We start from the raw sequence: 22,157 nt of genomic DNA, 5'->3' as shown, positions 1-22,157 counted from the left end.
TGAGCGGGCCCGCACAACGGTGTGCGGGCCGCTGCTGTGTGAGCGACCCGCTGCCATGTTCGCTGAGGGCGCAGGCAGGTGTGTGCCGACACGGCGTTGCCCTGCACTAGCCTTGGATCGACAGCACAGGACTCTTACGTTCGGAGGTTGGCCGTGGAGGTCAAGATCGGTATTTCGGATAGCCCGCGCGAGCTCTTGATCAACAGCTCGCAGACCCCGGAAGAGGTCGAGGCGCTGGTGTCCGGTGCGCTGAACGGCAGCGGCGGCGTCGTGTCCCTGACCGACGACAAGGGTCGCAAGTTCCTGATCCAGGCCTCGAAGGTCGCCTACGTCGAGATCGGCACCGTGACGAGCGGCCGCGTCGGTTTCGCTACCGTTTGATTTCTCGGCCCAGGCCGACAGCAACGAGCCCCTGCAACCTTCGGATGCAGGGGCTCGCTTTGTTCAGAGCACTCAGTCGATCGGGTGCAGTGGAACCCGCGACAGACCACCCCAGGCGAGGGAGACGGTCGTATCGATGGCCTCCTCCTTCGGGATGGGCCGGTCGGCCTCCAGCCAGTAGCGCGCGGTGAACTGGCTTGCGCCGACCAGGCCGACCGCGAGGATCCGCGCCCGGTACGGGTCCAAGCCGGAATCGTGCGCGACCACATCGAAAACCGCGTCGACACAGGCCTCGGTGGCCTGCTCGACCCGGCGCTGCACCTGCGGCTCGCTGGTCAGGTCGGACTCGAAGACCAGTCGGAAACCCTGCATCTCGTTGTCGACGAAATCGAAGTAGGCCTGCACGGCGGCGCGCACGCGCTGCCGGTTGTCGGTGGTCGACCGCAGCGCCTGCCGGACGCTGGACACCAGCATGTCCACGTAGTTCTGCAGCACCGCCAAATACAGCTCCAGCTTGCTGGTGAAGTGCTGATACAGCACCGGCTTGCTCACTCCGGCGCACTGCGAGATCTCGTCCATGCCCGCGGCGTGGTAGCCGCGCTGCACGAAGACTTCGCTTGCCGCCGCGAGTAGCTGCAGACGTCGCTCGTCACGCGGAAGCCGGGTGCCGCGTTTGGCGGGCTCGGACGACGATCTACGGGACGCCATCCGGTCCACGAGGTCAGTCATTTCGGCTCTCCCAGTTGATTCCCCGGCAAGGGGTAAGCACCGGGTATCCCAAGAACGATACTCGGTTGTTGCCCGGCCGCCGACCGGCCCCGGAGAACTGGTGGAACGCGGTGACAAATGTCGCACCCGCCGGCCGATGTGGCGTGCCCGACGGCGGCGCTTGCGTCCTGTGAGAACCTGGTGTTCGTGACTTTCCGCGCCGACCGACCCGGGGAGCGGCACGCCGATCCGCCGGTCACGTCCGGCGGCGGGCGCGACTCGCGCCGCCGTGCTGGCCCCGGCGCGCCCGGTTCCGTAGGGTCGGAACCCGTGGCAAGGTCAAGGCCGGACGCACGACCTGGCGCAGCAGCCCGCCCCGGCGCTGCGCCACCGCTCGATGCCGGGGACGGCGCAGGCCGTCGACCCGCCCGTGCCGCCCGCTCCGACGGCGCCACGGGATCGGCGGATCCCCTTGCCGCTCAGCCTGATTCACCCGCACCGCGACGCGACCGCAACGGCGTCGAGATCTACGACCCGCTCGGCCTCTACGGTCAGCCGGATCGTTCGCACCAACCACTGCGTGCCAGTTGGGATCCCACCGCCGCCACCGAGGGCCGCACCAGGGATCGCCCCGACCGCAGCGTCAAAAAGCAAAGCGCCCTGGGACGATTCGTCTCCACCTATGGTTGGCGCGCGTATGCGCTGCCGGTGCTGTTCGCGGTCACGGTCTTGGTGGTCGTCGACGCGGTACGCGGTTCCGACCCGGCGACCACGGTCGGCGGCATGCCCGGCCTCGGCCACCTGAGTCCACGCGCCGCGAGCAACGGCATCATCGGCGGGCCGACCGGCGACGGCCACTTTCCTGCCGACCTGCCGACCGGTGCGCTGCCCGACGGCGGCAGCTTCGCCGAAACCGGCACGGGCACTTGGCATGTGGTGCCGGGGTCGACCGCGCAGATCGGCACCGGCAGCGACTCGGTCTTCCGCTACACCGTCGAGATCGAGGACGGCGTCGACACGTCGGGCTTCGGTGGCGACCAGTCCGTGGCGAAGCTGATCGAGTCCACCCTCGCCAACCCGAAAAGCTGGACGCACGACCAAAAGTTCGGCTTCCGCCGGGTCGACCAGGGCGACACCGACTTCCGCGTCTCGCTCACCTCCCGCGAATCCAGCCGCAAGGCGTGCGGTTTCGAGATTCCGATCGACTCGTCCTGCTACAACGCCGATCTCGGCCGGGTGGTGCTGTCCGAGGTCCGCTGGGTGCGCGGCGCGCTCGCGTTCGAGGGCGATATCGGCTCGTACCGGCAGTACCAGATCAACCATGAGGTCGGCCACGCCATCGGCTACCACCAGCACCAGCCGTGCGAGACCGACGGCGGCCTCGCCCCGGTGATGATGCAGCAGACCTTCGGCACCAAGAACAACGACATCGCCGCCCTCGAGCCGGACGGCGTGGTGCCGATGGACGGCAAGCGCTGCCGCTTCAACCCCTGGCCGTACCCCCGCGGTTGACCCGTTCCCCGGTGCGCGACGATAGGTCGGGAAGAACGGTCTGATCGCGGGTGTTGTATACCGAGATCGACCCATTCGATTCGAGGAGTCCTGGACGTGTCATCACCTAAGTCCCTGCCGCCGTTGGTCGAGCCGGCCGCGGAGCTGACCAAGGACGAGGTCGCCCGCTACAGCCGCCACCTGATCATTCCCGACCTGGGCGTGGATGGGCAGAAGCGACTGAAAAACGCCAAGGTGCTGGTGATCGGCGCGGGCGGGCTCGGCTCCCCGGCGCTGCTGTACCTGGCCGCCGCCGGCGTCGGCACCCTCGGCATCGTCGAGTTCGACGAGGTGGACGCCTCGAACCTGCAGCGCCAGATCATCCACGGCGAGTCCGACATCGGCCGCCCGAAGGCCGACAGTGCGCGCGACTCGATCCTCGAGATCAACTCCGGCATCGAGGTGCGGCTGCACAAGATCCGGCTGGAGCCGGAGAACGCGGTCGAACTGTTCGCCGACTACGACCTGATCGTCGACGGCACCGACAACTTCGCCACCCGCTACCTCGTCAACGACGCGGCGGTGCTGGCGGGCAAGCCCTACGTGTGGGGCTCCATCTACCGCTTCGAGGGCCAGGTCTCGGTCTTCTGGGAGGACGCGCCGGACGGGCGCGGCATCAACTACCGCGACCTCTACCCAGAGGCCCCGCCGCCGGGCATGGTGCCGTCCTGCGCCGAGGGTGGCGTGCTCGGCGTGCTGTGCGCGTCCATCGGTTCGGTGATGGTGACCGAGGCGATCAAGCTGATCACCGGCATCGGTGAGCCGCTGCTCGGCCGGCTGATGGTGTACGACGCACTGGACATGAACTACCGGACCATCAAGCTGCGCCGCGACCCGGAGCGTCAGCCGATCACCGAGCTCATCGACTACGAGGCGTTCTGCGGGGTGGTGTCCGAGGAGGGCCAGGCCGCCGCGGCCGACTCGACGGTCACCGCGCGCGAGCTGAAGGATCTGCTCGACGCGGGCAAGGAGATCGAGCTGATCGACGTGCGCGAGCCGGTGGAGTGGGACATCGTGCACATCGAGGGCGCGAAACTCATTCCGAAGGACCGCATCCTGTCCGGCGAGGCGCTGTCCGAGCTCCCGCAGAATCGCCCGATCGTGCTCCACTGCAAGACCGGTGTGCGTTCCGCCGAGGCGCTGGCCGCCCTCAAACGCGCCGGCTTCTCCGACGCCACCCACCTGCAAGGTGGAGTCATCGCCTGGGCGCGGCAGATCGACCCGTCACTGCCCGTCTACTGATCGGCCGAAGGACGCTGTGACCCCGGCCCGAGCGGTCGGGGTTGCGTATCGGCGCGGCGTCCTGTACAGCGTCCACCCCGGCGGTACGGTACGGCCGTGACTTCTGTGGAACCCCCCGAGCACGTGCGCTCCACGTTCGGTCTACGCGAGGTTTCCCCCGTCACCTTGGGCGACTGGGAAGGTGGCTGGCGGTTCGGGGACGTGGTGCTCAGCCCGGTCGCCGATCACGCACGTGCGGCGTGGTCGGCCAAGGTGCGCGAGACGCTGAAGGTGGACGGGTTGCGCCTGGCCCGCCCGGTGCGCGCGACCGACGGCCGCTATGTGGTCTCCGGCTGGCGGGCCGACACGTATCTGGAAGGCATCCCGGAACCCCGGCACGACGAGGTGGTTTCGGTGTCGCTGCGCCTGCATCAGGCCACGACACATCTCGAGCGGCCCCGCTTCCTGGTGCAGCCGCCCGTCGCCCCGTGGGTCGATGTGGACGTGTTCGTCGCCGCCGACCGGGCCGCCTGGGAGGCGGTGCCGCTGCGCAGCCTGCGCGCGGGCGGCACACTACCGTCGGCGGATTCGCCGGACGGACAGCGCAGCATGGAACTCATCGGCCAGCTGGCCACCCTGCGCAAGCCGGTGCAGACGCCCGCCCAACTGGTGCACGGCGACCTGTTCGGGACTGTGCTGTTCGCCGGAACATTCACGCCCGGCCTCACCGACATCACGCCGTACTGGCGGCCCGCGCCGTGGGCGGCCGGGGTGATCGTAGTGGACGCACTGGCCTGGGGCGGTGCCGACGACGGACTGCTGGAGCGCTGGCGGGACCTGCCGGAATGGCCGCAGATGTTGTTGCGCGCGGTCATGTTTCGGCTCGCCGTACACGCGCTGCATCCGCGCTCGACGCCGGAGGCGTTCCCCGGTTTGGCGCGCACGGCGGACATGGTCCGCCTCATGCTCTGACGCACAGCAGTCGGCCGCCGAAAGTCTTGTGCATCCCTGACTTTCGACGGCCGACTTGCGTTATGCGTTGTGTCGGTCAGATCTTGGCGTAGGCCAGCGACGGCACTCGGTCCACGGCGAACGAGGACCGCAGGTAGAACCACCAGGTGACCGCGCCCATCAGCAGGAACGCCACGGCGTAACCCCAAAACGCCGGGGCCATCGTGTGATAGTGCGTGTTGGACAACCGCAACGCCTGCTGCAGCACCCAGCCGCCCGACGCGCCGACCGCGCCGATCACACCGATCGCCGCACCGGCCTGCCGCCGCGCGGAGGCGGTCGACTCGGTGATGTCCAGGCCGTGCTCGGCGGCGTACTTCTTGGAGATCGCGCTGAAGATGGTCGGGATCATCCGGTAGGTCGAGCCGTTGCCGATGCCGGTCATCACGAACAGCACCAGGAACGAGATCAGGTACAGCGGAAAGCTTTTCAGCTCCAGCGAGGCCATGATCAGCGCGACCGCGACCGCCATGCCGACGAACACCCACAGGGTGATCTTGGCGCCGCCGATCTTGTCGGAGACCCAGCCGCCGAACGGACGACTGAACGAACCGACGAACGCGCCGAGAAAGGCGAGGTTGCCGATCGTACTGATCCAGCCGATATTGGCCAGGCTGGGGAAGTTGGCCTTGATCAGCGTCGGGAAGGCGAAGGAGAACCCGATGAACGAGCCGAAGGTGCCGACGTAGAGCACCGCCATCACCCAGGTGTGCTGGTTGGTCAGCGCCAGCTTGTAGGACTTACCGTCGGACTTGGCCGTCGCGATGCTGTCCATGTAGCGCAGCGCGCCGAACAGTGCCAGCAGGATGAACGGGATCCACACCAGGATGGACAGCGTGATACCGAAGCGGTAGCCTCCGGGATCCTTGGCCATGATGTGCGTGCCGAGCGTGATCAGCAGCGGCAGCACCAATTGCGTCTGTGCCACACCGAGATTGCCGCCGGCCGCGTTGACGCCGAGCGCCGCGCCCTTCTTGCCCTCGGGGAAGAAGAAGTTGATGTTGGACATCGACGAGGAGAAGTTGCCGCCGCCGACACCGGCGAGCGCGGCCAGGATCATGAAGACCCACATCGGCGTGCTCGGCTGGTTGATGAAGTAGACCAGGCCGAGCGTGGGAATGAGCAGCATCGCCGCGCTGAACGCGGTGAAGGCCCGCCCGCCGAATTTCGGGATGGCGAAGGTGTACGGAATGCGCAGTGCCGCGCCGACCAGCGTCGGGGTCGACGACAGCAGCAGCGCGTTGCTCACCGCGGTCGGGTCGCCCTTGCCGAGCCCGGCCAGGAAGCCGAAGCCCGCGGCACCCATGCTGGTGACCACGGTGCCCCAGATGACCCAGATGCTGAAGCCGAGGTTCTCGGCGAACACCGAGAAGATCAGGTTCTTGCGCGCGGTCTGCGCGCCGCCGGACTCCCAGAATTTCAGGTTGTCCGGTTCCCACTGCTCCAGCCAGCGGCCGCGGGTCTGGTGCCGGAAGGTCGGTGGGTCCGATGGAGCGTCAGTCGCGGTATCCGACTCGGTGCCGGATGCGGCTGCGATGGCAGTCATCGGCGTCCTCTCGTTCGCACTCGACCGGCCCTCATCGCGGCACTGGCGCCGCCGGCGGAGTCGAGTTGCCTAGCTACGGTCGTTTCACAACGTAGGGCGTGCTTGTTGCGGCACCGTGGCTTCGCGTGACGTTCGAGGCAATTCCGACTCACACTCGGAGCAGACGGCAAGTGAGAGTTGCACACTCGGCGTCCGCTCCGACGCGGTAGCGGTCCTATCGTACTTCTGGATACTCGGCGATGAGGGTGTTGAGGAAGCAACGGGCCGCCTCGGCCGCGCGCTGGGGGTCGCCGTCGATCACGGCGTGCACCAGCTCGGCGTGCGCCTCGGGGAAGGAGTCGTCGGATTTCAACGTCCTGGCCCGGATCACCTGTTCGATGATCGGCAGCAGCGAGTCGTAGAACTCGAGGTAGACGGCGTTGTGGCTGGCCACCACGATGGCGCGGTGCAGCTCGACGTCGGACTCGATCGCGGTCGGGTTGTCGTCGTTGTAGGCCTTGTCGCGTTCGCTGAGCAGCTGCAGCAGGTTCGCGATATCGCCGTCGTCGCGGCGGCGCGCGGCCAGCGCGGCGGCCGTGGTGTCGAGCGCGAGGCGTAGTTCGAGGACGTCACGTTCTTCGGCGTCGGCGAAGTACTTGCCGAGCGTGCCGCCGAGGTCGGATGAGGCGATCACATAGGTTCCCGAACCTTGGCGTCGCTCCAGCATCCCCGCGTGTACGAGCGCCTGGACGGCCTCGCGCACGGTGTTTCGACCCGTTCCGGTGAGCTCGGTCAGCTCCGGTTCGGTAGGGATGCGGGAGCCGATGGGCCAACGGCTGGAACGGATTTCGGCACGCAGCTGCTCGGTGACCTGGGCGATGAGGCTGGTGCGCCGGACTGGTTGCACCTGCATAGAGTACCGCTCATCACAAATCGTTGCCTCCTATCATCCGGTCATCCTATGATTTCGCAGTGACTGCAACCCTCCAGAAAACCTCGACCGAGCAGGAATCACCGCAGGTCGAGCAGCGTCGGCGCGCGCTGACGGAGGGTCGTCTCCTTGTTCTCGCGGCCATCGTTATGTCCGCGCTCACGCTCCGCGTCGCGGTCACCGCGTTCAGTCCGCTGGCCGAGCGCATCGGTGACGACGTGGGCTACGGCACCGCGGTCGTCGGCGTCTTCGGCATGATCCCGACCGCGATGTTCGCGGTGTCCGGTCTGCTGACCCCGGTGCTCGTGCGCCGCTTCGGGCTGGAGCGCACCGCGCTGGTCGCCATGCTGATGGCCGGCCTCGGTCAGTTGGTCCGGGTGCTGCTGTCGGGCACCGGCGAACTCCTCGTCTTCTCCGCCCTGGCCCTCGCGGGCATGGGCATCGGCAACGTGGTGATCCCGCCGCTGGTGAAGCGCTACTTCGCCGATCGGCTCGCGGTGGTCAGCTCGCTCTACATCATGATGGTGCAGCTCGGCACCGTGGTGCCGGCGTTCGTCGCGGTACCGATCGCCGATGCGCACGGCTGGCGGTTCTCGCTCGGCCTGTGGTCGGTACTCGGCTTCGCGGCCGTGCTGCCGTGGCTCGGCGTGCTGCGTGACCGGCGCGGCCGCGAGGTCGTGGACACCACCGCGCTGCCGGCCGACGCGCCGCGCACCGGACGCGTCTGGCGTTCCCCGGTCGCCTGGGGCATGGCGGGCATGTTCGGCATGACCTCGTTGATCACCTACGCGATGTTCACCTGGCTGCCCAAGATCCTCAGCGACGCCGGCGCAAGCGCCGGATTCGGTGGCTCGATGCTCGGCCTGTTCGCGGTGGTCGGGCTGGCCGCCGCGCTCAGCGCGCCGACGGTAGTCACACGATTCCGCAATCCGTTCCCCGTCGTGGTCGGCTGCGCGGCCTTCTTCATCGCCGCCTTCGTCGGACTGCTCGTCGCCCCGATGAGCGTGCCCATCCTCTGGGTGGTGCTGCTCGGCCTGGGCCCGAGCACCTTCCCGATGGCACTGACCCTGATCAACCTGCGCACCAGCACCCCCGGTGGCTCCGCCGCGCTGTCCGGCTTCACCCAGGGCGTCGGCTACGCGGTCGCCTGCGTCGGCCCGCTGCTGTTCGGCGTGCTGCACTCGATGACCGACGGCTGGCTCGCCCCCTTCGCCTTGCTCAGCGTGGCCGTCCTGGTGCTGCTCGCCGGTGCCTGGCTGGCCTGCAAGCCACGCATGCTCGAAGACACCTGGAACTGAGCCACCAGCGGAACCCACGGCCTGGCCGTGGGTTCCGACCAGCACCGATCAGTGTGCCGGTGTCATCGATCCGCGGCGGCGACGATCAGCTCGGCGATGGCCTCGGGTGCGCCGAGCATGGCGGCGTGGCCGGTGGCGACCTCGATGGTGGTGGCCTTCATCCGTTCGGCCATGAGCCGTTGTCCCGCAACGGGAATCATCTGATCGTGGGTAGCCAGGACGTAGTAGGCGGGCAGGCGCTGCCACGCGGGCGCGCCCATGGGCTCGAGCATCCCGGCGAGGGCGAGGGGCCGCTGAGTGGCGGCCAGCACCGCGGCGGCAGCCGGGTCGACATCGGGTGCGAAGACCTCGTGGAAGTGGTCGGCCAGGATGGTGCTGCTAAGTTGACGGTGTCAACTTGTGGTTTCGATGAAAAACAACGGTGAAATCTGGGGTGTCTGCGTATGGCGAGCTCGTCGGTCCGGCGGGAGCACTACCACCACGGCGACCTGCACAACGCGCTGGTGGCGGCCGCCGTCGCGCTGGCCAGGGACGGTGGTCCGCAGGCGGTGGTGCTACGTGAGGTCGCGCGGCAAGTCGGGGTATCGGCGACCTCCGCGTATCGGCATTTCGCCAACCACCTCGACCTGTTGGTCGCGGTGAAAGCCCATGCGCAGCAGGCGCTCACCGCGGCGATGCGCGCCGAGCAGGTACCCGGCCGCGTCGACGGGGGAGCACCCGGCGACCAGAGTCTGGCCCGGCTGCACGCCTTGGGGCGCGGGTATCTGCGCTTCGCCGAGACCGAGCCCGGCTGGTTCCGAGCCGCGTTCGATCAGCACACGCCGACCGCCGCGGGCTCGGAGTCCTTCCGCCTGCTGTCCGAGGCGCTGGACGAGCTGGTGCGCAGCGGGCGCATGCCTGCCGCCCGGCGCCCCGGCGCGGAGCTCTCGGTGTGGGTCACGGTGCACGGCCTGGCCGAATTCCTGCTCGACGGTGGCCCGCTGAGCACGCTCGGAGAGGTCGAACGAGAGCGCGCCATCACCAGGACCCAGCGCTTCATCACCGACGCGCTGACCGGTTGAGCCGCAGGCTGTCCGGTTCATCCGTGGTGGCGTTGCTGACGCGCCGCGCGCCGCTCGGCGTGCCGGTCGTCGCGGGCCGCGCGCCGGGCGGCGCGCTCGTCCTGTTCGCTGTGATAGTCGGCCAGGCCGGTGATCACCAGGCGCCCCCAGGTGACCTGGCCGGTGATCCGCAATCGAGGCATGCCTGGTTGCGGTCGGCGGCCGGGCGCCAGGTCGACGCCCGCGCCGGTGGCGCTGAGCCGATCGGTATCCACTGCCCATTCGTCCGGCACGATCAGCACGATCTTGCCTGCCCGGCAGTCGACGCGGATCTCGACCTCGTCGTGCGCGCATTGGGCCGTGGTGAAGTCCAGCGTGATGGATCCCATCGTCGAGGTGGCGATGATCGAGGCGGGCACCTGCCAGGTGCCGGTCTTGGTCACGGCACCCCACCAACTGTTGACGGTCATGGGTTCGGGCGTCGGAGATGTCATGGCGTGTCCTGTCTTTCGAGGTGGGTGCGGTGGGTTCAAGCGCGGTCGGCCTGCGTGCGTTCGTAGACGCTGACGCGGTGGCGGCCGGTGCGGTCGTAGAAGGCGGTGACGAGCAGTCCGGCGGAAAGGCTGGCCACCAGCCACAGGGCGATGACGAGGACGCTGCCGATCACCGCGTCGCCGGTGACCGGAAAGATCAGGTCGCGGGCGGCGTCGGTGGTGTGCCGCATCGGCAGGATCTGCCCGAGCCACCGGAACACCTCCGGCTGCAGCTCGGGTGGGTAGGCGCCGCCGGAGGACGGAACTCCGAACACCACAAGGACAATCGTGGCGACCAGCGCGCCCGGTGCGCCGAAGACGGCCAGCAGGACGAGTGGCAGCACACCGGCGGTGGCGACCGCGAGCATCGACAGACCCCACAGGCCGAGCGGATGTTCGGCGGGCATGCCGAACGCGAGCACCGCGACGGCCTCGATCACCGTGCCCGCCACGGCCGCGCAGCCGGCCATCAGCCCGGTCTTGGCCAGCAGCGTGTGCACCCGGTTGATCGGCAGCGGCGGGTGGGTAGCGCGCTTGTGCAGGAACTCTCGCGGCGTGAATCCGAGCACGCCGTCGACACCGGAGTGCAGTAGCTGGGCGAGCAGGAATCCGGTCAGGATCAGCACCAGGGTGTAGTAGAACGCGGCCATTCCGCCCGCGCTGTGCGCCGGGACCGGTCCGACCGGAGTGAGGGTGACCCGGATCGGGTCGGCGGCCAGACCACCTGCCGCGAGCAGGCCGGTCGGCGCCGCGGGATCCGCCGCGTGCGCCGAGGCGAGTCGCGCGCCCAGCTCCCGGGACAGCCGCGCGAGCACGGCTTGTGCGATGCCGTTGGCGGTACCGCTGGCCGCGGGGCCGGCGATCGGGTTGGTCAGCACCGTCACGCGGACCGCGTCGGGCTGGGCTTGCGGGTCGGTCAGTGCGTCGACGCGAGCGCTGAAGTCGGCCGGGATCACCACTGCGGCATAGGCCGTGCCGGTGGTGAGCAGCTCGCGGGCCTGCGCCTCGTCGGTGACCGGCAGCCAGTGCGCCGACTCGTGGGCGCCTCCGGTCAGGATCTCCTCGGTCAGTGTGGCGCCCAGGTGCTGGGCGCCGTCGCCCTGGTCGGTGTCGGCCCAGGCGATGGGTATCCGTTGGGTCGGTGTGTCCGTGTCCAGTGCGCCGCCGAGGTATCCGACGGTCAGCACGATGGCCAGTAGTGCGCCGAACAGGGTGAATATCCAGATCTTCGGGCTGCGCAGGAGTGCGGTGGCGTGCATATCGTTCGTCCTTTGGTTCGCTCGTCGAGCGCGTTGTTCGCCGGCACTCCGTGATGTTGACAGCGTTAACTTAACCGGGCATGTGAACACCGTCAACATGAGGGCGTGTGACGCCGCCCATAACTGCTCGGCGGTCATATCCGAGGTCGATTTTTCGGCATGCGTCGTTCTCGGCCGGCGAAGCGCCGACCGATCTCACCGTTCGAGTTGCGGGGCGGTGCGGCGGCGTTCATGATTTTCGCGTCACACCTCACCGGCTGATTTTTTGCGAGGTCGGTCTTTTGGTGGCGCGCGGAAATCGTTGCGTCACTTTCGCGCAACATAGCGCCGAACTCACGTGGGTATTTGTCGACCCGTGAGCAACCGTTGATGCTGTGGTCATCGCGCGCAGCATGGCGGCAATACCTGTTTCCTACCGTGGGGCCAACCGGATCATGGGAGGCCCTTCTTGAGCACGCCGACGCATCACTCAGTCGCACCCGCACTGCGTAAGACCGCGGTGGTGGTCGGCCACGGCATGGTCGGGCACCGGTTCGTGGAGGCGCTGCGCGCGCGGGACGAGGCGGGGCAGTGGCAGGTGGTGGTGCTGAGCGAGGAGCGGCTGCCCGCCTACGATCGCGTCGGCCTGTCCGCCTACGTGGGCGCGTGGGACACCGCCGCGCTGGCGCTGCCCGGTAACGAGTACGCGGGGGACGCGCTGGTCGAGCTGCGGCTCGGGCAGCGGGCCGAGACGATCGACCGGGACGCTCGCAAGGTCACCACGTCGGCGGGCGACGCCATCGCCTACGACGCGCTGGTGCTCGCCACGGGCTCGTACCCGTTCGTACCGCCCGTGCCGGGGCATGACCGGCCGGAGTGCTTCGTTTACCGCACCATCGACGATCTGGACGGCATCAGAGCGGCCGCTGAGGCCGCCGGACCGGGTGCCGTCGGCGTGGTGGTCGGCGGCGGGCTGCTCGGCCTGGAGGCCGCGAATGCGCTTCGGCTGCTCGGTCTCACGCCGCACGTGGTCGAGTTCAACCAGCGGCTGATGCCCGCGCAGGTGGACGAGGGCGGCGGCGCGATCCTGGAACGACTGGTCACCGATCTCGGCTTGTCCGTGCACACCGGCGTCGGCACCGCGTCGATCGAGGCGGCCGACAACGGTGTTCGGGTCTGCCTGTCCGACGACTCGGTGATCGAGGCGTCGCTGGTCGTCTTCTCCGCCGGTGTCCGTCCGCGCGATCAGCTCGCCCGCGACAGCGGCCTAGAGGTCGGCCCGCGCGGCGGCATAATCACCGATCTGGGTTTGCGGACCTCGGATCCGAACGTCTGGGCCATCGGCGAATGCGCCGCGGTCGAGGGCACCTGCTACGGCCTAGTCGCGCCCGGCTACACCACCGCCGAGATCGTCGCCGACCGATTGCTGGGCGGCGCAGGCGAATTCCCCGGCGCGGACATGTCCACCAAGCTCAAGCTGCTCGGCGTCGACGTGGCCAGCTTCGGCGACGCGCACGGCAGCACCGCGGGCGCGCTGTCGGTGGTGCTGCACGACGCCGCCAAGGGCACCTACGCGAAACTCGTTGTCTCCGATGACGCGCGGATCCTGCTCGGCGGCATCCTGGTCGGCGACGCCACCGCCTACGCCGCGCTGCGCCCGCTGGTCGGGCGTCCGCTGCCCGCCGAGCCCGCCGCGCTGATCTCGCCCGCCGGTGCGGAATTGGGCGCCGACGCACTGCCCGATGACGCGCAGATCTGCTCCTGCAACAACGTCTCCAAGGGGGCGATCTGCGGCGCGATCGCCGATGGCGCGTGCGATATTCCCGGTATCAAGAAGTGCACGTCCGCCGGAACCTCCTGCGGCGGTTGCGTTCCCATGCTCAAGAAGCTGCTGGAGCAGTCCGGCGTCGAGCTGTCCAAGGCGCTGTGCGAGCACTTCGGCCAGTCGCGGGCGGAGTTGTTCCAGATCGTCCAGGTCACCGGCATCCGTACCTTCTCCGGCCTGATCACCAAGTACGGCAAGGGCACCGGCTGCGACATCTGCAAGCCGACCGTCGCCTCCATCCTGGCCTCGACCTCCAGCGAGCACATCCTCGACGGCGAGCAGGCCGCGCTGCAGGACACCAACGACCACTTCCTGGCCAACCTGCAGAAGAACGGCACCTACTCGGTGGTGCCCCGGATGCCCGGTGGCGAGGTGACCCCCGACCAGCTCATCACCATCGGCCACATCGCCAAGGAATTCGACCTTTACGTGAAGGTCACCGGCGGTCAGCGGATCGATCTGTTCGGCGCGCGAGTGGAACAGCTGCCGCGGATCTGGCAGCGCCTCGTCGATGTCGGCATGGAATCCGGTCACGCGTACGGCAAGTCGCTGCGCACGGTGAAGAGCTGCGTCGGCTCCACCTGGTGCCGCTACGGCCAGCAGGACTCGGTCGGCATGGCCGTGCTGCTCGAAAAGCGTTACCGCGGACTGCGTTCCCCGCACAAACTGAAGCTTGCCGTCTCCGGTTGCGCGCGCGAATGCGCCGAGGCGCGCGGTAAGGACGTCGGCGTGATCGCCACCGAACACGGCTGGAATCTGTATGTCGGTGGCAACGGCGGACTTTCGCCCAAGCACGCGGTGCTGCTCGCCGGTGAGCTCGATGACGAGACGCTGATCAAATACATCGACCGCTATCTGATGTTCTATGTCCGCACCGCCGACCGATTGCAGCGCACCGCGCCGTGGCAGGAGGCCCTCGAAGGTGGGATCGACTACCTGAAGCAGGTCGTCTGCGAGGACAGCCTCGGTATCGCCGACGAGTTGGAGGCGTCGATGGCCCAGCATGTCGCGGGTTACCGCGATGAGTGGGCCGCCGTACTGGAAGACGAGGAGAAGCTGTCGCGCTTCGTTTCCTTCGTGAACGCCCCGGATGAGACAGATCCCACAATCTCGTTCGACGAAACCGGCGAGCGCAAGGTGCCCGTCCTGCTGGGGATGCCGGACGTTCCGGTCGCCACGCACGGGAAATGACCGCTTAACCCCATAGAAACAGGGCGCCTGTACCAATGGGTAAGGCGATTGGAGGATGACACCCATGACCGTGCTCGATACCCCCGGCATCGCCGCAGTTACCGCCACCGGTTGGACGCAAGCGTGCCGGCTCGACTACCTGATCCCCGGCCGCGGCGTCGCGGTGTTGCTGAAAGGTGGCCGCCAGGCCGCCCTGTTCCTGCTGGCCGACGGCATGCTCTACGCCGTGGGCAATATCGATCCGATCGGCCGGGCCGCGGTCATCTCGCGCGGCATCGTCGGTGACCGCGGCGGCGTCCCCGTCGTCGCCTCACCGTTGCTGAAGCAGGCCTTCTCCCTGGTCGACGGGCGCTGCCTGGACGACGAATCGGCGCTGCTGCCGGTGTACGCGGTCCGCGTAGCCGACGGCATCGTTTCGATCTCCAACGAGCCGGTAGGTTCCGGGCTCGCTTCCTCGGACGGGTAACCGCATGACAACCACCGACGCCGGCCCCTGCCTCGCCGGTTTCACCATCGGCATCACCGCGGCCAGACGGGCCGACGAGTTCGCCACGCTGCTGCTGCGCCGCGGCGCCGACATCGTGTCGGCCCCGGCCATCCGGATCATCCCGCTGGCCGACGACACCGAGCTGGAGCGGGTGACCCGCCAGCTCATCGTCGACCCGCCGCGAATCGCGGTGGCCACCACCGGCATCGGCTTCCGCGGCTGGATGGAGGCGGCCGAAGGCTGGGGCATCGCGGAGGACCTGCGTGCCACGCTCGGCGGCACCCGGATGCTGGCGCGCGGCCCGAAAGCCAAGGGCGCCATCCGTGCCGCCGAACTGCGCGAGGAATGGTCGCCCGCGTCGGAGTCCTCCGCCGAGGTGCTCGATCATCTGCTCGCCGAGGGCGTGGAGGGCGTGCGCATCGCGGTCCAGCTGCACGGCGCCACCACCGAATGGGAGCCGGTGCCCGACTTCTGCGAGGTATTGCGTTGTGCCGGTGCGGATGTCGTGCCGGTGCCGGTGTATCGGTGGATGCCGCCGGAGGATCAGGGTCCGATGGACCAGCTGATCGAGGCCATCGTGACGTCCAATCTGGACTGCGTGACGTTCACCAGCGCGCCCGCCGTGGCGTCGATGTTGATGCGCGCCAAGGAAACCGGGCTGCTCGAGGGTGTGCTGCACGCGCTGCGCGGGCGGGTGCTCGCCGCGTGCGTCGGCCCGATTACCGCGGCGCCGCTGGAAGAGCTCGGGGTGGCCACATCGATGCCGGGACGTGCCCGGCTCGGCGCGCTCGCCCGGCACGTCGCCGAGGAACTGCCGCGGCGGGCCAACCGGATCTACGCCGCCGGGCACACGCTCAGCGTGCGCGGCGGCTGCGTGGTGGTCGACGGCGCGGTACGTCAGCTCGCGCCCGCGCCGATGGCGCTGATGCGGTCGCTGGCCCGGCAGCCGGGCCGGGTGGTGTCCCGGGAGAACCTGCTCGCCGCGCTGCCCGGCGGCGGTGACGACACGCACGCGGTGGAGACCGCGATCGCGCGGCTGCGCGCGGGACTCGGTGCGCCGAAGGCGATTCAGACGGTGGTCAAGCGCGGCTACCGGTTGGCGCTGGACGCGGCCGAATGCATCGACAACAACCCGCGGCCCGAGCCCGTCGTCGACGCGCCGACGCGGTACGTGCAGACCTTGGGGACTTCGTGACCGACCCCGCCCTAGTGCTGGTGGCGCACGGCACCAGGAGCACTCGCGGGGTGCAGATGATCGCCGCGCTGGCCGAGGCGGTGGCCAGGGAGCTCGGCGTCGCGATTTCGGGGCGCGATGCCGAGCTACCCGGGATGTCGCCGGTGCGAACCGCTTTCGTCGACGTGCTCGGTCCGTCGCCCGCCGAGGTGCTGCGCGATCTGACCGATCCGGCGGGGGAATCCGTTCCCGCCGTGGTCGTTCCGGCGTTCCTGGCCTCCGGCTATCACGTGTATCAGGACGTCCCACGGGAAGTCGCCGACAGCGGCCACCCCGCGGTGGCGGTCACTCCGGCGATGGGACCGGACCCGGCACTGGCCCGGATCATGACCATGCGCCTGCGTGCCGCGGGCTGGCGCCCCGGCGACGCGGTGGTCTTCGCCGCCGCCGGTTCCTCGGATCCCCGTGCCCGCCAGGATGTTCGCCGGGCCGCCGCCCTGCTCACCGAACGCCTCGGCACGCGGGTCTGTCTCGGCTACATCGCTACCGGCGCGCCTCGCGTCCCGGAAGTCGTTGCCGCCCTCCGTGATTCCGGTGCCGAACGGGTGTTCATCGCGTCGTATCTGCTGGCGCACGGCTTGTTTCAGCAGCGCCTGCACGAGGCGGGGGCCGACGGCGTCGCCGAACCCATCGGCGTGCATCCCGCCGTGGTCCGGCTCATCGCCGACCGCTACCGGGCGGCCGCGCGGGACCTGGTGCGGTCGCGCGTCGTCTGAACGAGGAAGCGTTTGCCGAGGTGCATGCCATCGCGTAGCGCTGTCCATGTCGGCGGACTCATCGCGGCGAGCTGAGCCAGACCGAACGCCCCGATCTGATTCATTTGTGCTGACAGTGGCCGCAGCACGCGCCGATTGTGCTGGAATTCCGGCTCGTTCATGCTTGGATGCCGTAAGTTTGCCGGTGAACGATTCAGCGGTGGCTTCCGAATCCGAGGGAGGCGTGTTGACCGGAGCCGACGACGCCGTGTCGCTCGACCGGACGGCGGCAACGGCACGGTCGACGTATCCATTGTCGACGGCGCAGCTGCGCTGGTGGGTGGCCCAGCAGTTGCAGCCGTCGGTGCCGATCACGGTCGCGATGTACCTGGACCTGACCGGCCCGCTCGACGTCGCCCTGATGTCGCGGTGCGCCCGCCGCGCGGCCCGCGAACTCGAGTCGCCGAACCTGCGGTTCCGCCTCGTCGACGGGTACCCGCAGCAGTACGTCGACGACGCGGCGGAGCTGCCGATACGGCTCGCGGATCTGACCGATGCGGCAGACCCGATCGGTGCGGCGCGGGATCAGATGGAACGCGACTACAGCTCGCCGCTGGATCCGCGGACCGATGATCTCACCGTCGCAATCGTGTTCCGGATAGCGCCGGACCATCATCTGCTGTATCTGCGCAGTCACCACATCGTCGTCGACGGCGTGGGAGCCGCCGCTGTGTTGCGTCGCACGGGCGAGCTCTACCGCTCGGAAGTCGTCGCGGGGCAGGGACTCGGTGACTCGTCGAGCCCGGCGTCGGATCGCGTCGGCACGTCAGCCGGGCGCGAGTCGGGCGGCGGCGGTCGCCGGTCGGCCGCGCGGGTGCTGTGGCGCTCGGCGGACGCCGCCCCGATCAGCGAATCCGGCAGCGCCGCAGTGGGTTCGATCCAAACCCTGACCGCCGTCAATACGCCGGTGGACAACGGTGCGGCACAGCATGATTCGGCAACAGCCCCGGATGTGGTCCAACCGAAGGCCCGCCGGGCAATGTCGGTGCTCGAACTGTTGGAAGACGAACGCCGATACCAGGATTCGTCCCGCGCCTCCGCCGACCGCGCGTACTGGCACAACCAACTCCAAACACTCGGCGAACCCCTCGGCCTGGCCGGGCGCCCCGCCGCACCGGAACCACGACCGCACCGGGTGACCGCGACACTGGATGCCGCGACGGCGGAACTGGTCGCCGCCGCCCGCGCCCGCCACGGCGCGACCTTCCCCGAACTGGTCGTCACCGCCTTTGCCTGCTACCTGGCCCGAATGACGGGCCGCGCCGAGGTCACACTCACCTTGCCGGTCACTGCGCGTCCTACCGCGGCGCTGCGCCGCTCGGCGGGCTCGATGTCGAATGTGGTGCCGCTGCGGCTCGCCGGCATCAACACCGGCACCGTCGGCGCGGTCATCGCCCAGGTGCGATCGCGAGTGATCGGCGCGCTGCGCCATCAGCGGTACCGGTATGAGGACATGCAACTCGACCGCGGGCAACACCACGTGGTGCGTGGCGGATTCGGGCCGGTCGTCAACGCGCTCGGATTCACCGAGCCGTTCGGCCTCGGGCCACTGACCGGCCAGGTGCGCCTGCTGTCGCTCGGTCCGGTCGAGGACCTGCTGGTGAACGGCTATCAAGCCGGTCCCGACGAACGCTCGATCAGCATCGACTTCCACGCCAATCCGGCCCGCTACCGGCCCGACATGGTGGCCTGGCAGCACCGCATGTTCCTCGACTACTTCGCCCGCTTCCTGGCCGCCGAATCCGATTGCCCGATACCGGCTTTGGACCTCACGCCGCCCGCCCCGGTGGCGGCGGCGCCCGCAGGACCGATTCGAGTGCTGCCTGACCTGCTGGGCTCGGGTCTCGTGCCGGACGCCGTCGCGATACAGGACGGCAGCCGCACGATGACCTACCGCGAGCTGGACGAGACGTCTTCGCGATGGGCTCGCGAACTGATGGCGGGCGGCGCTCGGCCCGGCGAGTTCGTCGTGGTCGCCATCACGCGATCACTCGAATCGGTACTCGCGCTGTGGGCGGTTGCCAAGGCCGGCGCGTGTTTCGTGCCGGTCGACCCGAACGACCCCATCGATCGCATTGCGAACGTGATTGCGGATTCCGGAGCGCGGCAAGGGCTTACGGTCGCCGCGGTACGCGACTATCTCCCATGCGACACCGCCTTCGCCGATCGCGACGTCGAACCCATCCCCGTCGGGGACGGAAGACAGCGTCCGAACACACGGGCCGACGGTGCAGTCGGCGGCCGCAAGGGCGCGGGCAGGTGCGGCATTCATTGGCTGATGCTCGACGACTCCCGGACCATGGCGGAAGCCGATCGCCGGGCGAGCACACCGATCGACGACAAGGAACGCCCACGGTCGCTGCGGCCCGACCATCCGGCCTACTTGATCTACACCTCGGGCACCACCGGGGCACCGAAGGGTGTGCTGGTCACCCATCGCGGTCTCGGGTCGCTGACCGGCTACATCACCGAACACTATGGGGTCGGCCGGGATTCGGTCGTGCTGCACGCGCACGCGCCATCGTTCGACGCGCATCTGCTGGAACTGCTCGCCTGCTTCGCGGCGGGAGCCCGGCTGGTGGTCGAACCGCCGTCGGTGGTCGCGGGCGACGCGCTGGCCCGGCTGATCGAGGACAGCGGCAGCACCCACTTCCTCACGACGCCCGCGGTGCTGGCCACCCTGACACCCGCCGAGCTGCCCGGCCTGCGGGCCGTCGTGGTCGGCGGCGAGGCCTGCCCGGCGGAACTGGTGCGCGCGTGGGCGCCGCACGTGCGCCTGTTCAACGGCTACGGGCCGACCGAAACCACCGTCATGGCAACGCAAACGGCGGCGATGGTGCCCGGCGAGCCCATCACGATCGGCGCGGCGCTGCCGGGAGTGCTTGCGGTGGTGTTCGATTCGCGGCTGGTGCAGGTGCCGTCGGGTGCCAGAGGTGAGCTGTACCTCGGTGGTCTCGGGGTCGCCGACGGCTACCTCCGCAATCCGGCAGGCACCGCCGTCCGGTTCATCGCCGACCCGTTCGGTATCGGGCAACGGCTGTATCGCACCGGCGATCTCGTCAGCGCCGGCCCGGATGGCGCGTTCGAATTCCTCGGCCGGATGGACGGGCAGGTCGAGGTGCGCGGGCGGCGCATCGAACCGGCGGAGATCGAGTCGGCGCTGCGCGCGGAGCCGGGGATCGCGGATGCGGTGGTGACCGTCGCCGATGCCGGACAGCCGGAGGCCAGGCTGGTCGGTTATGTGGTGACGGCAGCGGGGATTCGGTTCGATCCCGCCGAAACGTTGCGCAGACTGCGCGGCACGCTGCCCGCGGCACTGGTTCCATCAGCGCTGATCGAGCTCGATCGACTACCGGTGTCGGGCAACGGAAAACTCGACCGCACCGCCTTACCGTCGCCGGTCGTGGCACCGCGTCCCTATCGGGCTCCCGAGACCGCAACGCAGCAGTTGGTTGCCGAGCACGTCGGCAAGGCAACAGGGCACCCGCGAGTCGGCCTGGACGACGACTTCTTCGAACTCGGCGGGAATTCTCTACTGGGCGTGGCGGTCTCGGCCGAGCTGGCCGCCGCGACCGACGTCCCGGTGACGGTGCGCTGGCTCTACACCACACCGACCGTCGCGGCGCTCGCCGAACGGATCACCGGCTACGACGGCGCGGACGACACCGCCGACGACGCACTGGGCGTCCTACTCACCCTGCGCCGCAAGGGAAATCGACCACCGCTGTTCTGCGTCCACTCCGCGGTCCCGCTGGCCTGGTGCTACGCCGGGCTGGCTCGCTACATCACCGACCGTCCGGTGTACGGCCTGCAGGCGCCGACCCTGTCCGGCGCCGACCGAACGATCAGCACCATCGATGACCTCGCCGACGCCTACGTCGACGCGATGCTCCGCGTCCAGCCGGAGGGCCCATATCACCTGCTCGGTTGGTCGCTCGGCGGTCAGATCGCGCACGCCATCGCCGTCCGGCTGCGGGCTCGTGGCGCCTCGGTCGCCGCGCTGGCCATGCTGGACAGCGTCGTCTTTCCCGACGGCGCCGGCCCGCCGCCGGTGCCGCGCATGCGAGACCTGTTGACCCACTTGCTCGGTGACGAACCCGACGATGCCGATGCCGCGCCCGAGCTGACGGCTGCCGAGGCCGCCGCCGAATTGGCCTGCGCGGGTGCGTCCTTCGGTACCGGCCTGTCCGCGACCCAGCTCGAGCGGCTGCATCGCGGCTACGTCGACGGCGTCGCCCTCTCGCACCACTACCGTCCCGGCGTCTTCGACGGTGACCTGCTGTACTTTTCGGCCACCCGCGGCATGACCGAGCTGTTCGGCGCCGAGCTGTGGCGCCCGTTCGTCACCGGCGACCTCATCGAACACCCGGTGGCCGCCACCCACGCCCAGCTCACCAACGCGGCGGTGGTCGGCGAGATCGGCCCGATCCTGGCCAGGCACCTCGAGCGCATCACCGTGCCCGCCGCCGCGCGGAGCGGGCCGTGACGGCCTCGACCGCGCGCAGGCACGTCGGTGCGCGCACTGGATTGCAGTGGTGCAACGTCTTCGACGATCCAGGGGAGTGGGAGCGGCGAAATCCAGACGCCGCCACCCTGATTCGCTACCTCAGCGACCACTTGGTCCACCCACACCCACAATTGGGCCGCGACGGTCCGGTGTGCCCGTTCGTCCGCCACACGATGACACACCACAGTCTGTGGGCCGCAGCCGTTCCCGGCGGCGACGACCTCACCGTCGAAACCATGACCGCGGCGGTGGACGACGCCTTCGAGATCTATCGCTGCCTGCGCACCGACGCCGACGCTCGAATGCTGACCGCCGTCACCCTCTTTCCCGGACTCACCCGCCACGAATTGGTCGACGCCGTGCATCTGGCGCGCAAAACCGCCGTGGTGGAGGAAGGCCTGATGCTCGGCCAATTCTATCCGGGCTGCGGCGTATCCGGCCTGTGGAACAAGGACTTCCGGCCACTCGACGCCCCGGTGCCGATGCTGGTGATCCGGAAGATGATGAACACCGATTTCCCGTTCCTGGCCGGCCGCGCGGAATGGCTGTACGCGTATCTGACACAGGTCGCACCCGACCTCCCGCGCCGACTGCGCTGGTCGATTGCTGAGCGACTGCAAATGGCCGATGTCGCCGATGCTGCCATCACCGACCTGCGCGTTCATTCGTTCGGCGAACACGCCCGGTGAATGCCGGGCGTCCCGGCGACCCTGATAGATAC

18 protein-coding genes are annotated in these 22,157 nt (G+C 69.0%); 12 read left to right on the top strand and 6 right to left on the bottom strand.

Annotated elements, in window-relative coordinates; all coding sequences use genetic code 11:
- Positions 1–153 precede the first annotated feature (153 nt).
- A complete protein-coding gene (locus ACFWF1_RS40245) occupies positions 154–381 on the top strand; it encodes a DUF3107 domain-containing protein (protein ID WP_040738278.1) in 228 nt (75 codons plus the stop codon).
- A gap of 72 nt (positions 382–453) precedes the next feature.
- Here the strand turns inward: ACFWF1_RS40245 and ACFWF1_RS40240 are convergent, their stop codons facing one another.
- Positions 454–1,110 carry a TetR/AcrR family transcriptional regulator gene (locus tag ACFWF1_RS40240; RefSeq protein ID WP_150402487.1) on the bottom strand — a complete coding sequence of 219 codons (657 nt, stop codon included), beginning with the start codon at positions 1,108–1,110 and terminating at the stop codon, positions 454–456.
- A 504-nt stretch (positions 1,111–1,614) separates the two neighbouring features.
- On the opposite strand from ACFWF1_RS40240, the gene ACFWF1_RS40235 reads away from it, so the two are divergent.
- The 3 genes from ACFWF1_RS40235 (at position 1,615) to ACFWF1_RS40225 (ending at position 4,833) form a co-directional block, all read left to right on the top strand.
- Positions 1,615–2,601, top strand: coding sequence for a DUF3152 domain-containing protein (locus ACFWF1_RS40235; RefSeq protein WP_379285749.1), 987 nt, complete (start codon positions 1,615–1,617; stop codon positions 2,599–2,601).
- Between the two features lie 114 nt (positions 2,602–2,715).
- A complete protein-coding gene (gene moeZ, locus ACFWF1_RS40230; RefSeq protein WP_379285747.1) occupies positions 2,716–3,882 on the top strand; it encodes an adenylyltransferase/sulfurtransferase MoeZ in 1,167 nt (388 codons plus the stop codon).
- A 96-nt stretch (positions 3,883–3,978) separates the two neighbouring features.
- Positions 3,979–4,833 carry a TIGR02569 family protein gene (locus tag ACFWF1_RS40225; RefSeq protein ID WP_379285562.1) on the top strand — a complete coding sequence of 285 codons (855 nt, stop codon included), beginning with the start codon at positions 3,979–3,981 and terminating at the stop codon, positions 4,831–4,833.
- 76 nt (positions 4,834–4,909) lie between these two features.
- On the opposite strand, the gene ACFWF1_RS40220 is transcribed toward ACFWF1_RS40225, so the two are convergent.
- Together ACFWF1_RS40220 and ACFWF1_RS40215 are read right to left on the bottom strand one after the other, a co-directional pair.
- On the bottom strand, positions 4,910–6,418 hold the full coding sequence (locus ACFWF1_RS40220) for an MFS transporter (protein ID WP_379285560.1): 1,509 nt from the start codon (positions 6,416–6,418) through the stop codon (positions 4,910–4,912).
- 214 nt (positions 6,419–6,632) lie between these two features.
- On the bottom strand, positions 6,633–7,304 hold the full coding sequence (locus ACFWF1_RS40215; RefSeq protein WP_379285558.1) for a FadR/GntR family transcriptional regulator: 672 nt from the start codon (positions 7,302–7,304) through the stop codon (positions 6,633–6,635).
- Positions 7,305–7,369: 65 nt separating this feature from the next.
- Between ACFWF1_RS40215 and ACFWF1_RS40210 the strand changes: the two genes are divergently transcribed.
- A complete protein-coding gene (locus tag ACFWF1_RS40210) occupies positions 7,370–8,626 on the top strand; it encodes a CynX/NimT family MFS transporter (RefSeq protein WP_379285557.1) in 1,257 nt (418 codons plus the stop codon).
- Positions 8,627–8,688: 62 nt separating this feature from the next.
- Here the strand turns inward: ACFWF1_RS40210 and ACFWF1_RS40205 are convergent, their stop codons facing one another.
- Positions 8,689–8,994 carry an alpha/beta fold hydrolase gene (locus ACFWF1_RS40205; RefSeq protein WP_379285745.1) on the bottom strand — a complete coding sequence of 102 codons (306 nt, stop codon included), beginning with the start codon at positions 8,992–8,994 and terminating at the stop codon, positions 8,689–8,691.
- Between the two features lie 75 nt (positions 8,995–9,069).
- Here ACFWF1_RS40205 and ACFWF1_RS40200 point away from each other — a divergent pair, with 75 nt between their 5' ends.
- On the top strand, positions 9,070–9,687 hold the full coding sequence (locus ACFWF1_RS40200; RefSeq protein ID WP_379285555.1) for a WHG domain-containing protein: 618 nt from the start codon (positions 9,070–9,072) through the stop codon (positions 9,685–9,687).
- Positions 9,688–9,704: 17 nt separating this feature from the next.
- Here ACFWF1_RS40200 and ACFWF1_RS40195 read toward each other — a convergent pair whose 3' ends face one another.
- Both ACFWF1_RS40195 and ACFWF1_RS40190 read right to left on the bottom strand, forming a co-directional pair.
- Positions 9,705–10,160 carry a hypothetical protein gene (locus ACFWF1_RS40195; RefSeq protein WP_379285554.1) on the bottom strand — a complete coding sequence of 152 codons (456 nt, stop codon included), beginning with the start codon at positions 10,158–10,160 and terminating at the stop codon, positions 9,705–9,707.
- A gap of 35 nt (positions 10,161–10,195) precedes the next feature.
- Entirely contained in the window at positions 10,196–11,458 is a 1,263-nt protein-coding gene (locus ACFWF1_RS40190) for a YhgE/Pip domain-containing protein (RefSeq protein WP_379285552.1), read from the bottom strand.
- Between the two features lie 484 nt (positions 11,459–11,942).
- Between ACFWF1_RS40190 and nirB the strand changes: the two genes are divergently transcribed.
- The 6 genes from nirB (at position 11,943) to ACFWF1_RS40160 (ending at position 22,125) form a co-directional block, all read left to right on the top strand.
- Positions 11,943–14,453 (top strand): nitrite reductase large subunit NirB, encoded by a 2,511-nt coding sequence (nirB, locus tag ACFWF1_RS40185; RefSeq protein WP_379285743.1) that lies wholly within the window; start codon positions 11,943–11,945, stop codon positions 14,451–14,453.
- A 64-nt stretch (positions 14,454–14,517) separates the two neighbouring features.
- Positions 14,518–14,919 (top strand): nitrite reductase small subunit NirD, encoded by a 402-nt coding sequence (gene nirD / locus ACFWF1_RS40180; protein ID WP_379285551.1) that lies wholly within the window; start codon positions 14,518–14,520, stop codon positions 14,917–14,919.
- A gap of 4 nt (positions 14,920–14,923) precedes the next feature.
- Positions 14,924–16,135 (top strand): uroporphyrinogen-III synthase, encoded by a 1,212-nt coding sequence (locus tag ACFWF1_RS40175; RefSeq protein ID WP_379285549.1) that lies wholly within the window; start codon positions 14,924–14,926, stop codon positions 16,133–16,135.
- A complete protein-coding gene (locus tag ACFWF1_RS40170; protein WP_379285547.1) occupies positions 16,132–16,890 on the top strand; it encodes a sirohydrochlorin chelatase in 759 nt (252 codons plus the stop codon). Before ACFWF1_RS40175 ends, ACFWF1_RS40170 begins: the two co-directional genes overlap by 4 nt.
- A gap of 199 nt (positions 16,891–17,089) precedes the next feature.
- On the top strand, positions 17,090–21,415 hold the full coding sequence (locus tag ACFWF1_RS40165) for an amino acid adenylation domain-containing protein (protein ID WP_379285545.1): 4,326 nt from the start codon (positions 17,090–17,092) through the stop codon (positions 21,413–21,415).
- Positions 21,412–22,125 carry a DUF6875 domain-containing protein gene (locus ACFWF1_RS40160; protein WP_379285544.1) on the top strand — a complete coding sequence of 238 codons (714 nt, stop codon included), beginning with the start codon at positions 21,412–21,414 and terminating at the stop codon, positions 22,123–22,125. The genes ACFWF1_RS40165 and ACFWF1_RS40160 overlap by 4 nt, the downstream gene beginning before the upstream one ends.
- The last annotated feature ends 32 nt before the right edge of the window (positions 22,126–22,157 follow it).

The sequence above is a fragment of the Nocardia sp. NPDC060255 genome, from assembly GCF_042727395.1.
Lineage (GTDB): Bacteria > Actinomycetota > Actinomycetes > Mycobacteriales > Mycobacteriaceae > Nocardia.
This window is presented reverse-complemented; position numbering and strand designations above follow the sequence as displayed.

Excerpts from the sequence above, each read along its gene's own strand:
- nirD (WP_379285551.1), top strand. The coding sequence starts at position 14,518 with ATGACCGTGCTCGATACCCCCGGCATCGCCGCAGTTACCGCCACCGGT.
- ACFWF1_RS40200 (WP_379285555.1), top strand. The coding sequence starts at position 9,070 with ATGGCGAGCTCGTCGGTCCGGCGGGAGCACTACCACCACGGCGACCTG.
- ACFWF1_RS40190 (WP_379285552.1), bottom strand. The coding sequence starts at position 11,458 with ATGCACGCCACCGCACTCCTGCGCAGCCCGAAGATCTGGATATTCACC.
- ACFWF1_RS40240 (WP_150402487.1), bottom strand. The coding sequence starts at position 1,110 with ATGACTGACCTCGTGGACCGGATGGCGTCCCGTAGATCGTCGTCCGAG.
- ACFWF1_RS40175 (WP_379285549.1), top strand. The coding sequence starts at position 14,924 with ATGACAACCACCGACGCCGGCCCCTGCCTCGCCGGTTTCACCATCGGC.
- ACFWF1_RS40195 (WP_379285554.1), bottom strand. The coding sequence starts at position 10,160 with ATGACATCTCCGACGCCCGAACCCATGACCGTCAACAGTTGGTGGGGT.
- ACFWF1_RS40220 (WP_379285560.1), bottom strand. The coding sequence starts at position 6,418 with ATGACTGCCATCGCAGCCGCATCCGGCACCGAGTCGGATACCGCGACT.